This window comes from Microbulbifer maximicatervae (SeqCode), assembly GCF_052468095.1.
The window spans coordinates 4,614,476-4,627,420 of sequence record NZ_CP174332.1 but is presented as its reverse complement, the minus strand read 5'-3'; the positions used below and the strand labels follow the sequence as shown (position 1 = coordinate 4,627,420).

The following is a 12,945-nucleotide window of genomic DNA, read 5'->3' as shown; positions in this document are numbered from 1 at the left end:
TGGAGACGAGCGGCCGTAGGCCGCTCGGGGGAGGAGGTGCTCAGTCTTCCTTGGCACGGCCCAGGTATTCGGCAGTGCGGGTGTCTACCTTGATGGTTTCACCGATTTCCAGGAACAGAGGAACCTTCACAACAGCGCCGGTAGCCAAAGTGGCCGGCTTGGTGCCGCCCTGGGCGGTGTCTCCGCGCAGGCCCGGATCGGTATCGGTAATTTCCAAGATAACGTGGTTGGGGGGAGTAACTGCCAGCGGAGAGCCGTTGTACAGGGTTACAGTGCAGATATCCTGCTCTTTGAGCCATTTTGAAGCATCGCCCACAGCATCGCTGCTGGCTTGGTGCTGCTCAAAAGTCTCGGGCTCCATGAAATGGTAAAACTCGCCATCGTTGTACAAGTATTCCATTTCGCGATCCATCACATCCGCAGCTTCCAGGCTTTCACCGGAGCGGAAGGTGCGTTCCCATACGCGACCGGTTTTCAGGTTGCGAAGCTTCACGCGGTTGAAAGCCTGGCCCTTACCAGGTTTGACGAATTCGTTTTCCACGATTGAGCAGGGGTCGCCGTCCAGCATCACCTTGAGGCCGCCCTTGAATTCGTTAGTGGAGTAACTAGCCATAGCAAATAGAGCCCTTTAAGTCATTTATCTATATGATTTTTAACGAGTTTTTTGTTTCTAGCCGATTCCAGCCAAGGCTGGGCTAACGCCCTCCGCTTCCGCCACAAATGGTAGCCGCAGGTAACTCGTCTGGCTGGGGAAAAGAGACTTCACCGCCAGCCCTGCATGATGGAGCGGGATTATACAGGAGGGTGGGAGCTTGAACGAATAGCCAGAGAGAAATGGAGGGGAGGCGCTTCGGTTGTTATAGCCAAGCTGCAATTATTGGGGCAGCCGGCAGTGCAATGGGCCTTGGCCCATTGCACAAAAGCACTTAACTTAAAGGGTCGTCCCCGCCGCCATAACCTTTTCTCTGCATGCGGCGCACAAAGTAGGCAAAAGTCGCTTGCGTGCGTTTTTCCTGGAGAATCCAGTCGTGGGCTTCGCGGCCCAGTTCGGGATCAATATCCTGGATGGTGCCGGCTGATTCAGCCAGTATTTGCAGTTTGGCAGCGCGCTCGCACTGAACCGCCATTACACAGGCTTCCTCTACAGAGCGACAGGCCATAATCAGGCCGTGGTGTCCCAGTAGGATTGCGCGCTTGTCCCCAATAGCGGCGGAAATCAGCTCGCCCTCGCTGTTACCCACGGGTACACCCGGCCAGTCTTTGAGGAAGGCAATATCCTCATACAGCATGCAGGCGTCCATATGGGAAATCTTTAGCGGGCGCTCCAGCATGGAAAGCGCACATACGTGCATGGGGTGGGTATGCACGATGCAGTTCACATCGGGGCGCGCCCGGTAGATCCAGGAGTGAAAGCGGTTGGCCGGATTGGCCATGCCCTCTCCGGACAGTACTTCGAGGTCTTCGTTGACCTCTAATAAGTTGGATGAGGTAATTTCATCGAAGCCGAGGCCCAGGCGTTGGGTGTAATAAGTACCGGGCTTTTCCGCGCGGGCGGTAATTTGCCCAGCCAGGCCGGAGTCGTGGCCATCGTTAAATAAAATTCGGCAAGTCAGCGCAAGCTTTTCTCTCAGAGACCACTCGGGGGTGCTGAGGTGCTGTTTCATTGCTTCACTGGCTCGTTCAACCAGTTCGTTTTTTGCCAGTGATAGTGTTTCAGCCATTGTTATCTCCAATTCTCACAGCAAGTCATATTAATTCTGCGATATTTAATAAATTTTCCTTTTTTATTTTCTTATCGCAGAATAATTTTTAAAAACCTAACTCAAAATGATTCGATCTCTGTCGAATTTATGTTGGTGGCATTTCCCTATGCCCGTGCTTTCTCCAACAACACCTGTGAGTGGGTTGATAAGTGCTTGCTCATTAAGCTGTAACAGCTTCAGCTTTTTTATGTTTAGTGGAGTGGTAGGCGGTTTCAATAGAATCGAAGAATTGTAAGCGAGCCTCTACAAGGTGGCGCCCGGCTTCGAGCATTATGTCCAGTTGGCTGGGATCCTTGGAGCCGATATCTACCATAATATCGCGAATGGTTTCTGCATGGCCGTCATCACATTCAATATGCAGCAGGAAAAATTGCATTTCTGTATCGGTTACACCGCAAGAGCGGAATCCGGCAACAATATCTGTATATAAATCGGGTACCAGGGCTTCGGCTCCCAGGCATAGGGCGCCCAATCCTGCACTGGCCCTGAGGTCCCGGCAGTTTTTGAACATGGTATCGATCAGGTGCTGAGTGCCTGGTAAAACTTCTGCGTTTTCCAGGGTCAAACCAAAATGCTCGAGGGTTTCGCGATAGATTTCTGCGTGGGGTTTGGGGCTGTCTGGTTCCAGGCCCAGCTCTTCCATTAGATTTTCGGCAAGCTCCAGGACTTCGTGGTTACTCGGGAGGTTTGCCATCATTGCACAGAGATATCTAACAAAAAATCCACTGTAAATACCTTGTTGAACCAAAAATATTTTTAATTCGTCCAGCGTAATGGAGCCTTCACGGCAACGCTTCAAGAAAGGATGTGCGCGAGTTTGCTCAATCAGTAGGTCTTTATTGGCTTCAAGCAATTCAAGCTGCATTTCCATTGGGTAATTCCTTTTTGTAATTCTAAACGTACTGTTTGAACACCTTTTAGGTGTTTTATTTATTTCTTGATAGTGTCCGCCTTTGGCGGAGTCGACAAAATGGTTTTTCTTTGCCGGCGTTTAAATTAACACCGAATTATCCCTATTGTGAATAAGGGAATTATGAATTTTTTGATATTTGTTGATGGTTTTTGGAAGATGTTTTTTCTAGTGATAAAAATTTTATTAATAAATAATTTTTGCTTTGCTTTATCCTTGTTGGATTTATCAAAAAAAATGTTTTTTGCTCCCTGAATTCACTGTGGAAATGTCGACTGTGTAGGTTTTCTTTATTGCAGCGGAGTGTTTTGTGGGGTAGGGGTTTTTATTGGTAGGTAGAGTGAATACTTGCTTCGCCGATAATGAGTCTATTCCTAAATTCAGGTAAAGAAGAGTTAAGGAGCCTATGAATAATTCCATGATACCTCTGGCATGCAGAGCGGTTCACAATCAAGGCGCGGCTTCGCAGGAATGTCTAGACCTTTCAAGAAGTCGCAACGCGGAGTGTGAATCGCTCTGCAAGCCCCGAAGGGCGAGCCTTGAAGGCCACAGCTGCTGCGTTGCAGCTCTTGCAAAGGGCTACGGCCATTCGCGGCGAGCTGCGCCTAACATCTGCAGCCTTCAAGACCCGCAGAGGCATTACGGAATTATTCATAGGCTCCTTAAGGCTCTGGTTGCTTAAAGATACAGTCCAACTATCCGATATTTTTCCATAGAAGATTGGTGAAGATTTTTTGATTATGTTTATAGGGTTTCTGCAAAAATAAATTCAGTTTATGTAATTACCCTAGGGAATCGATTTGAGGGTTCAACTAACTCACTAGATAGGGTCTGAAACAGATGCCATTTCTCTGATGGGTTTGTGCGAATTCCCATGTCTACCTGGTCACGGCACCCTTTGTGGGGTATCACTGTCAGTGGTGGCGGGAGATTGCAGTGGGGGATCTGATACAATCTCTTATTTTGTAGTGTATCTCCATGATGGCGTCATCATCGGCCCCCGGTATAGAGCTTATCGACACACAGGAATCCCGCTGCTGGCAGGATGAGTTGTCTGATCTGGTCACTGATCCGGCAGAGTTGATTCAATTACTACAGCTAGACCCGCGTAAGCTCCCGAAGGCCTTGCAAGCAGCTTCTGGCTTTTCCCTGCGCGTGCCGCGCCCCTTTGTCCGGCGCATGCGTTGCGGCGATCCCGAAGACCCATTGTTGTTACAGGTTTTACCCGGTGCGGATGAGTTGGAGAAAGTGCCGGGATTTAGTTCAGACCCCCTTGAAGAGGCAGAAGCTAACCCTCTGCCTGGAGTTGTTCACAAATACCACGGGCGCCTACTGCTGATCACTGCGGGCCAGTGTGCGGTCAATTGTCGTTACTGTTTCCGACGTGAATTCCCCTACGGTGACAACCACCTAACTCGCAGACAGAGCCTAGCAGCTCTAGACTACATTCGCGCGCGCACTGAGCTGCGCGAAGTGATCCTGAGCGGCGGTGATCCTTTGGTTATGAGTGACCGTCAACTGGCCTGGCTCACCGATGAGCTGGCTGAGATTCCCCATGTGGATAAGCTGCGAATTCACAGCCGCCTCCCGATAGTTGCTCCCAGCCGGGTAAACCAGAAAATGTTGGACTGGTTTACCGGTTCCCGCTTGAAGCCCGTGCTGGTGTTGCACTGCAACCACGCCAATGAAATTGATAGTGAGGTGCGGGAGTCTCTGCAAAAGTTGCGAAGCGCAGGGGTTACCCTGCTCAACCAGGCGGTGCTATTAAAAGGCGTCAATGATAGTCGCGAGGCGCTGGGTGCGTTGAGCGAATCCCTCTTTACAGCAGGAGTACTTCCGTACTATTTGCATCAGCTGGATCGAGTAAATGGTGCCGCACATTTTGAAGTCTCTGATGCGAAAGCGCTGGAGCTAATCGAACACCTCCGCCAGCAGTTACCCGGTTATCTGGTACCAAAACTGGTGCGTGAAATCCCCGGCGTCCCATCAAAATCCCCGGTAGTTGCTGAACATAGCTAAACCTCAGCTGATAGCTGTAAGGGTTATCTTTGTGTATTCGACAGGGATTTTCATAAAGAGAGATAGGTTGGGCGAATAAATATCGCCAAATTGATCTAGGCTAACCCTATAACGCCAGTGCCAGATATAGTTGGCCGGTCGACCTATTCAGCAGCTGCTATTTCGCTTTATAGCGCTGTATCCAGGGGCTTCTTAGGTTGGGAAAGTTTGATTAGCGGCTGTGGTTTCGCAAATGGGAAAGGTGGAAGCTTTTGTAGGGGGTGTTGTGTGATTTAGATCACAGGTACCAGTTTGATCTACCCTTGTATGCCATCCTTGACGCCCCCTAAAATTACCGCCAGCGGTAGCTGTGTGCCGCCATTAAAAAAATAGAGCAAATAATGAGTAGCAACGACACAATACGACTTCTCCTGATTCACGATACCCCGTCGGAAGCCCAGCGCCTTGTGAGTATGCTGCACAACGCAGGCCGTCCCAACCGAGCACAGCATGTGGCCAGCGAGGCTGTGTTTAACCGCCTGCTCCAGGATAAAACCTGGGATTTAGTGATCGCGGCTGAAAGCAGTACTCAGGTGCCCCCCTCAGTAGCGTTGCGTACCATCAGCAAGCTGCAAAAAGATGTCCCGGTAATTATGCTGACCGAGCGCACCGGTGCCCAACCCGTGGTGGAAGGTTTGAAGCTCGGAGCCCGCGATGTCGTAGTGGTGGATGAAGACCAACACCTTCTCTTTGTGATACAGCGGGAGCTGGGGGCGCTCGCCAATCGCCGTCAGGCTCGCCTACACGACCGCCGCTATCACGCGACCCTTAACCGTGCCAAGGAGCTACTCGATAGCTCCAAAGATGCCATCGCTTATATATCTGATGGCTTGATCGTCTACGCCAATGACTCCCTTGCAGAGCGCTTTGGTTACGACTCTGGCGAGGACATCGAATACCAGCCACTGATTGATATGCTGGCTGAAAATGAGCAGGAAGAGGGGCGTGAATTCCTCAAAAGCTGCGCTATCGACAACAATGAGCTGGAGGCGAAAGAGTGGAAATTTACCGCTAAGACCGCCTCTGGCGAATCTCTGCCCACTCGCGCAGAAGTACTCAGTACCACCTACGACGATGAGCGCTGTCTGCAGGTGCGTATTGCCTCGCGCCGGGGTGATACGGAGCAATTGGAAGCGCAGCTCAGCGATATCAAGAACCGCGATCCGCTGACCGGGCTTTTCAATCGTCAGCACTTCCTGCAGGTATTGGATTCCAGCATCAAATCTGCAGCGGACTCCCACAATACCGGCGGCCTGATGCTGATCGAAGTGGATCGCTTTGAAGATGAGGTACTGAAAGTTGTGGGGGTGGCTGGTGCCGATGCCCTGCAAAAAGGCATGGCGGAATTACTCAAGTCCTGCCAACGCAGTGGCGATACCCTGGCCCGCTACAGTGAAGATGCTTTCTGCCTGCTCAGCCCGAATACAACTCCGGACAGCATCGAGCAACGCGCGCAGGATATATTGAAGAAGATTTCCGACACCATCTTCGATGCAGATGGCAAAACCCTGCAAATTACCGCCTCTATCGGTATTTCCCTGATGAGTGAGGCCTCCAGCGGTGCGCAACAGGTGCTGGACCAAGCGCTATCTGCTCACAAGCAGGCCTTGGGTGAAGAGAAGAAAGGTGGGAATTTTGCGCTCTACGAGCCGGATACTGAAGGTGGTGCCGACGCCGATACCTACCACCGTGCACGGGTGGTACAAGCGCTGGAAGCCGGCAGTCTGAAGTTGCTCTACCAGCCAATCCTCAGTTTGCAGGGAACTGGCGAGCAGCTGTACGAAGTATTGGTGCGTATGCTCGATGATAAGGAAGAGCTGGCGCCGCTGGCCTTCCTGCAGGAACTCGGCGATGCGGGCCTGTCGGCGAAAATGGATCGCTGGGTAATTATTACCGCGATCAAGGCCGCCGCAGCCGCCAGGGCTGAGGGTAAGAATATTTCTTTGATGCTGCATATCACCACTGCTTCACTGGTGGACAGCAGCTTACCCGGTTGGCTGGGGGTTGCCTTCAAAGCTGCCAAGGTTGCGCCGGGAACGGTGATCTTCCAGTTGCGTCAGGAGGATATCAACAGCAACCTGCACGCGGCCCGGGACTTTACCACTCAGGTCCAGCAATTGGGTTGTCGCGTTTCGGTCTGTCATTTCGGCACCGGGCTCAATCCGTTCAAGGCTCTTGAGCATGTGAAAGTGGATATCGCCAAGATCGATCCCTCCTTCGTGCGCGAGGTCCAGGATGAAGGCGAGAGCAGTGACTCCCTGGCAGGATTGGTACAGCGCTTGGGTGAGGCGGATACCAAGGTGATAGTGCCCCATATTGAGCAGGCCAGTATGCTGCCGACTTTGTGGCAGACCGGTACTGATTATATTCAGGGGTACTATGTGCAGGCGCCGGCGGAGGATATGAACTTCGATTTCAGTCTCGAATAATTTCTCTCTGTAAGCTTTTAAAAAAACCGCACCGCCTTAACAGGGGTGCGGTTTTTTATTGCCTGCAAATCAGACGTTGTAGCGGCTGCGTAGGGCGGCGATGGTATTGCGCGCCAGGGCGCCGTACTGCGGTGCCGGTGCCGGTACCAACTCATCAGCTGTGCTTTCACTCCAGGCACGCTGGATATGGTTCTGCCCCGCTTCCTGCTTATAAATCCTTGCCAGGCTGGCGTTGTAATTCTGACTGGTGACTGTATCCACGTGATACCAGTGGGCCTTGGCGCGGGAGTGGGAAACATCCATCAATAGGTAACCGCGCTGGGTGATCTCCACCCACTTGAGGTGTGGTATTAACCCGTCCATAGCAATCGCTGCAACATCCGTCAGGTGGGATTTGTCCAGGAAGCTGGAGGTTACCCCGGGGGTGACAAATTCTCCGCCGAGGGCGCCGCGCCCGGTCAGGCGCCCGTATTTCAAAATACTGAAAGGATTGCTGGCCAGGTCCCAGGCCCAGGAGCTGTGGATATCTCCAGTGAGGACGACAAAATTGTCGATATTATTGTCGGCAATGTGGTCGAACAGGCGCTCGCGGGATGCGGTGTAACCATCCCACTGGTCCATATTCACAGACAAATCCCGAGCCAGGGTGAGTTGCGCCATCATTACTTGTTGCCCTAATACCCGCCAGCGTACGCCATCCGACTGGGACTGGGTCAGGCTACTGTGCAGCCATTGTTCCTGCTGGGTACCGAGGATGCTGCGCTCCGGGTCGTCGGCGGTCTGCTGATCGAACCAGTTGGCCTGCTCGGAGCGCGCGGCGATGCGGGTATCCAGCATCATCAGGTCCATCAGATTGCCGAAGCGGAAGCTGCGGTAGATGGCCCTGTCACCAAATAGATCAAAGATGCCGTTATCGCGGATGGGCATCCACTCGAAGTAGGCCTGGTTGGCTACCGAGCGGCGTACAAACCAGTCGCCCTCGCCATCTTGGACATTGTGGTTCTCAGCACCGCCAGCCCATGCGTTGTTAGTGGTTTCATGGTCGTCCCAGACACAGATAAACGGGTGTTGGCGGTGTACTTCCTGTAAATCCGGGTCGGAGCGGTATTGGGCGTAGCGCAGGCGGTAATCCTGGATATCCACCATTTCCTTGGCGGGGATTGGCTCTCGCCCCAGGCCCGTGCCGGTACCGTAGCCACCGGGTCCGTACTCGTAAATGTAATCCCCCAGGTGCAGCACCACATCCAGGTCTGCACGCAGGGCAATTTCCCGGTAAACATTGAAATAACCCATGGGATAGTTGGAGCAGCTGGTCACCGCAAAGCGCAGCTTATCCACATGGCCGATGGGCAGTGTGCGGGTGCGGCCTATGGGCGAGTCGATACCGTTAGAGTAGAAGCGGTAATAGTAACTGGTGCCGGGTTGCAGACCGCTGGCATCCACTTTGATGGTGTAGTCCACATCGGGCCCGGTAATACCGCTGCCGCTATTGACCACCATGGCCATTTCCGGGTCCAGAGCGACCTGCCAGGTGTAGGGCACCATGGACTGGAATTCTGGATCTGCAGACGGAGTGATACGAGTCCAGAGAATTACGCGATCTGCCAGGGGGTCACCGCTGGCTACGCCGTGCTGGAAGGGCTCCTGGCCGGAACCGTAGGCTTTCAGTAGGGGCAGGGCCGCCAGGCTTGCGCCGGAAAATTGTAAAAACCGCCTCCGGGACAGAGACATGGGGTTCTCCTTATAGTGCTTGTTATAAAAGAACCGCAGTCTGAATCTTGAAAGTGAACGATGTATTAATTCACGGTCAGTATTTTTCTTCCCTTGCTGCTATTAGTCATGAAATTCGTCCTAAGGCGAGGAAACTGAGACATTAATCTGGTTTATTGGCAAAACGCGGCATGACCGTCGGTACCCGTGGCTCGAGCGGGTAATCGGTGTGCCCCCTTACGGCGAGTGCAGAGTCCCCTGTCGTTTCTCATCTGCGCTCTGTCAGGTATCCTGTGGCGCAAATTGAAAAGCTGAACTCAGGGAGTAGACCCATGTTGCCCCGTTTACTGTGTACCAGTCTGATCGTTGGCGGCCTTGCCGTTGCCGGTGGCTGTTCCAAGTCGGAGCCTTCCAAGGCCGAATTAGACAGTGCGAGCGCGCCGATGAAGGCGTCCGCTGTGATCGAGAAGAAGCCGGGTGTTGAAAAAGCGCCCCAGTCCGGAGTGGATTACCACTCTTTTGCCAACAGCAATGATTACCAGGTTCAGCACCTGGATCTGGACCTGACTGTCGACTTCTCCCGCAAGGTTCTTGAAGGTGAAGCCAAGTTGGACTTCAAGCGTCTCAACGACAAGAACCTGCCGATGGTACTGGATACCCGCGAACTGGAAGTGGTTTCTGTATCCGCTAATGGCGCGCCAGTAAAATTCTCCATGGGCGAGAAAGACAGTCACCTGGGTACTCCGCTGAACATTGAGCTGCCGGAAGATGCCGATAGCATTACTATCCGCTACCGTACAGCGCCGGGCGCCTCCGGCGTTCAGTGGCTGGAGCCCCAGCAGACTGCGGGTAAAAAGCATCCGTTCCTGTTTACCCAGGCCCAGGCGATTCACGCGCGCAGCTTTATTCCACTGCAGGACTCCCCGAAAGTTCGCATCACTTACAACGCCACTGTACGCACTCCGAAAGAACTGCGCGCAGTCATGAGTGCGAACAATGACCCGCAGGCGGCCAAAGATGGCGTCTACGAGTTTGAAATGCCCCAGCGCATTCCCTCCTACCTGATTGCCCTGGCGGTTGGTGACCTGAAGTTCAAGCCCATGGGCGAGCGCACTGGTGTCTATGCCGAGCCTTCCATGCTGGAATCTGCAGCGGCGGAGTTTGCCGATACCGAATCCATGCTGGAAGTGACTGAAAAGGCTTATGGCCCCTACCACTGGGATCGTTATGACCTGCTAATTCTGCCTCCCAGCTTCCCCTTCGGTGGTATGGAAAACCCGCGCCTTAGCTTTATCACTCCGACGGTGATCGCCGGCGATAAGAGCCTGGTAGCCCTGATTGCCCACGAACTGGCCCACTCCTGGTCCGGCAACCTGGTGACCAATGCCAGCTGGCGCGACCTTTGGCTGAATGAAGGTTTCACTACCTACCTGACTAACCGCATTATGCAGTTCGTCTACGGTGATGAGCGCTACCAGATGGAAATGGCCCTGGGCTATGACGACCTGCAAGCGGATCTGGCTGATAAAGAGCCCCGCGATGAGATTATGGCGATCGACCTACGCGGACGTGACCCCGATGAAGTCTTCTCCAATATTCCCTACGAGAAAGGCTCCCTATTCCTGTATGAGCTGGAGCAGAAAGTAGGTCGCGAAGCGTTTGACCGCTTTCTGATGGAGTACTTCAACCACTTCTCCTTCCAGAGCATCACCACCGAGGACTTCGTCAAGTATCTCGACAAAACCCTGTTGGTTGAGCACGCCGACAAGCTGGACCGCGATCGTATCCTTCAGTGGATCTTCGATCCGGGTATTCCCGAAGGTGCGCCGCATCCGAAGTCCGATGCCTTCACTAAATTGGATCCAGTACGTCAACAGTGGCTGGACGGCAAACTGGTGGCGAAGGATGTCGATACCAAAGGCTGGACTTTCCACCAGTGGAAGTACTTCCTCGATGGTATGCCGGAGAAACTGACGGAAGCGCAGTTGAAGGAATTGGACGGCGCCTTTGGCCTGACCGAATCCCGCAATAACGAGGTGGCTTTCAGCTGGCTGATGATCGCAGTGCGCAACGACTACGAGCCGGCCTTCGAGCGCCTTGAGAATTTCCTCACCAGTATCGGCCGCAACAAGTTCCTGCGCCCGCTATATCGCAATATGGTTGAGACTGGTAAAAAAGACGTGGCTGCACGCATTTTTGAGCGCGCCAAGGTGGGTTATCACCCGCTGACGGTAAAAGTAAATAGCCTGGTTATTTACGGTAAAAAAGAGAGTTAATCGCTCTCTTTTCCCAGTTGTCGCAATTCCCATAGGTCAATATGAGAGTTGCGGCAACTCTCCCCTTTTTTTTCCCTTCCACTTTGGCTAATGCTAAAGTTTGCTCCACAAAATATTTTTTATGGGCATTCTTTCAGTTTGTTTTTATAGCTAAGTCAACTGGTACGATAGCGTGATTAATACGCCAGATTTCTGGCATAAAAATCATTAAACGGCTGTTCAAATGGATTGCCTTTGCGTACTCTGCTGCCCAGAGATTTTACTCAGGAAGGGAGGCACCTATGTATAAACGGGCTTTACTAATAGTCGTCCTGGGGCTTTTTCTTGCCAGTTGTGGGCAGAAACCCGGGCCCAGTGCTTGCACGGATCACAATAAGCGGCCGAGTTTCCCTTTTCCTCACGCGATGCTTTAAGAGCTAAGCCGGGTTATACCCCGAGCTTGGCAATTTGTTGGTCATTGAGACCAAATAAGTAGAGGGCGGCGTCCAGGCCAAACAGATTGATGGCCTGGGGGGCCTGTAGCCTCACCTTGGGCTTGGGGTGAATGGCGATACCCAGTTCCCCTAAATTCAACATGGGAATATCGTTGGCGCCGTCACCCATAGCGACCACACTTTCCAGCGCCAAACCTAAGCTTCCGGCAATTTCCTGCAGTAACTTGCGTTTGCGATCGCCATCAATAATGGGCTCCACCACTTCGCCGGTGAGGGCCCCTTCGGAAAATGTCAGTTCATTGGCATGGATATAATCCAGGGGCAGGCGCTCTCGCTGCAGGAATTTCGCGAAGTAGGTAAAGCCGCCGGAAAGCAGTGCCGTTTTACAGCCCAGCGCGCGCAAGGCCGCCAGCAAATCATAGGCCCCTTCTTTTAACGGCAATTCCCGGGCAATTTCTGCCAAACGCTGCTCGGAAAAACCTTTTAGCAGGGCCATTCGCCGTTTAAAACTCTCGCAGAAGTCTATGTCCCCGGCCATGGCAGATTGGGTGATAGCGGCAACCTGATCACCGATACCAGTAATTTTTGCCAGCTCGTCAATGACTTCAGCATCAATCAGGGTTGAATCCATATCAAAGCCCGCCAGCTTTGGCACCCTCTGGGTAACAGAAGCCTGGATTGTTAGGTCTACTCCCAACTCATCGGCCACTCCAAGGCAGGCCAGGCGCGCGCTGTCAAAATCGAGGTCGCCATCAATTTGGAAGCGGATAACGGTGCGATCGTGTCTTTGTGCCAAAGTATCAGCGGTGAATAGGCTCCACTGTTGTTCATCAAAAAATCGCAGAAGGTATTGGAGTTGGGATAGGGAGGCAGAGGGGCTCAGCAGGGTGATACACCAAATGGCTTCAAGTGCACTCGGTTCTTCGGGGGGCGGGGTAAAGTCCGTAGCCTCACCGGGAAAAGGGGCTACACCGGAATACTCCAGGCCGAGCTTGGCGACTTGATCTCGATAGCTCAGGTAGCGCAGGGTGCCACTTCCTGAAGCCTGGGAAATCTGTTTCAGGGAGAGGTGGAATTCCTGTGAATTTATTTGATCACCCATAAGCTCTGTCCCGATTGAATTAAATGTCCGGCGCATTATAGCTCTTATGAGATTCTTCGCTAAAATTGCCGGGCTTTAATTTCATTGATTGCCGGTCAGCAGGGTTTTTAATGGGCTCAGTTCGAATGGGGAGTAAAATTCCTTTTCGAATTGTGCGAGTTGAATTGAACTATTTCGCCATCTGCTTTACCAATCGCTCAGGAATTAATTGGGTATGCACAATTTTGGTGCCTACCGTTAAAATGCTCGCTGCTCCAAAACAG

The 12,945-nt window shown here is 52.6% G+C and carries 8 protein-coding genes; 3 read left to right on the top strand and 5 right to left on the bottom strand.

Annotated elements, in window-relative coordinates; translation table 11 throughout:
* Nucleotides 1-40: 40 nt before the first annotated feature.
* The 3 genes from efp to ACJJIL_RS20585 all read right to left on the bottom strand — a co-directional run bounded on the left by efp (nucleotide 41) and on the right by ACJJIL_RS20585 (nucleotide 2,634).
* Nucleotides 41-613, bottom strand: a complete 573-nt coding sequence (gene efp, locus ACJJIL_RS20595) for an elongation factor P (RefSeq protein ID WP_108731510.1) — start codon at nucleotides 611-613, stop codon at nucleotides 41-43.
* Between the two features lie 313 nt (nucleotides 614-926).
* Nucleotides 927-1,721 carry an aldolase gene (locus tag ACJJIL_RS20590; RefSeq protein ID WP_444911975.1) on the bottom strand — a complete coding sequence of 265 codons (795 nt, stop codon included), beginning with the start codon at nucleotides 1,719-1,721 and terminating at the stop codon, nucleotides 927-929.
* 202 nt (nucleotides 1,722-1,923) lie between these two features.
* Nucleotides 1,924-2,634, bottom strand: a complete 711-nt coding sequence (locus ACJJIL_RS20585) for an iron-containing redox enzyme family protein (protein ID WP_444926508.1) — start codon at nucleotides 2,632-2,634, stop codon at nucleotides 1,924-1,926.
* A gap of 1,017 nt (nucleotides 2,635-3,651) precedes the next feature.
* Between ACJJIL_RS20585 and epmB the strand changes: the two genes are divergently transcribed.
* Both epmB and ACJJIL_RS20575 read left to right on the top strand, forming a co-directional pair.
* Nucleotides 3,652-4,692 (top strand): EF-P beta-lysylation protein EpmB, encoded by a 1,041-nt coding sequence (epmB, locus tag ACJJIL_RS20580; protein WP_444906574.1) that lies wholly within the window; start codon nucleotides 3,652-3,654, stop codon nucleotides 4,690-4,692.
* A 380-nt stretch (nucleotides 4,693-5,072) separates the two neighbouring features.
* The gene (locus ACJJIL_RS20575; RefSeq protein WP_282934550.1) at nucleotides 5,073-7,160 is read left to right on the top strand and encodes a GGDEF/EAL domain-containing response regulator; all 2,088 of its coding nucleotides are present in this window, start codon (nucleotides 5,073-5,075) and stop codon (nucleotides 7,158-7,160) included.
* Between the two features lie 69 nt (nucleotides 7,161-7,229).
* Here the strand turns inward: ACJJIL_RS20575 and ACJJIL_RS20570 are convergent, their stop codons facing one another.
* On the bottom strand, nucleotides 7,230-8,891 hold the full coding sequence (locus tag ACJJIL_RS20570; RefSeq protein ID WP_445360652.1) for an alkaline phosphatase D family protein: 1,662 nt from the start codon (nucleotides 8,889-8,891) through the stop codon (nucleotides 7,230-7,232).
* A gap of 311 nt (nucleotides 8,892-9,202) precedes the next feature.
* Between ACJJIL_RS20570 and ACJJIL_RS20565 the strand changes: the two genes are divergently transcribed.
* A complete protein-coding gene (locus ACJJIL_RS20565) occupies nucleotides 9,203-11,146 on the top strand; it encodes a M1 family metallopeptidase (protein WP_445360651.1) in 1,944 nt (647 codons plus the stop codon).
* 426 nt (nucleotides 11,147-11,572) lie between these two features.
* Here the strand turns inward: ACJJIL_RS20565 and serB are convergent, their stop codons facing one another.
* Nucleotides 11,573-12,682 (bottom strand): phosphoserine phosphatase SerB, encoded by a 1,110-nt coding sequence (gene serB / locus ACJJIL_RS20560; RefSeq protein WP_444934735.1) that lies wholly within the window; start codon nucleotides 12,680-12,682, stop codon nucleotides 11,573-11,575.
* Nucleotides 12,683-12,945 lie beyond the last annotated feature (263 nt).

Bases quoted from the DNA above. Each gene is read 5' to 3' on its own strand.
- epmB (WP_444906574.1), top strand. From the start codon at position 3,652: ATGATGGCGTCATCATCGGCCCCCGGTATAGAGCTTATCGACACACAG.
- ACJJIL_RS20590 (WP_444911975.1), bottom strand. From the start codon at position 1,721: ATGGCTGAAACACTATCACTGGCAAAAAACGAACTGGTTGAACGAGCC.
- ACJJIL_RS20570 (WP_445360652.1), bottom strand. From the start codon at position 8,891: ATGTCTCTGTCCCGGAGGCGGTTTTTACAATTTTCCGGCGCAAGCCTG.
- efp (WP_108731510.1), bottom strand. From the start codon at position 613: ATGGCTAGTTACTCCACTAACGAATTCAAGGGCGGCCTCAAGGTGATG.
- ACJJIL_RS20585 (WP_444926508.1), bottom strand. From the start codon at position 2,634: ATGGAAATGCAGCTTGAATTGCTTGAAGCCAATAAAGACCTACTGATT.
- ACJJIL_RS20565 (WP_445360651.1), top strand. From the start codon at position 9,203: ATGTTGCCCCGTTTACTGTGTACCAGTCTGATCGTTGGCGGCCTTGCC.
- serB (WP_444934735.1), bottom strand. From the start codon at position 12,682: ATGGGTGATCAAATAAATTCACAGGAATTCCACCTCTCCCTGAAACAG.
- ACJJIL_RS20575 (WP_282934550.1), top strand. From the start codon at position 5,073: ATGAGTAGCAACGACACAATACGACTTCTCCTGATTCACGATACCCCG.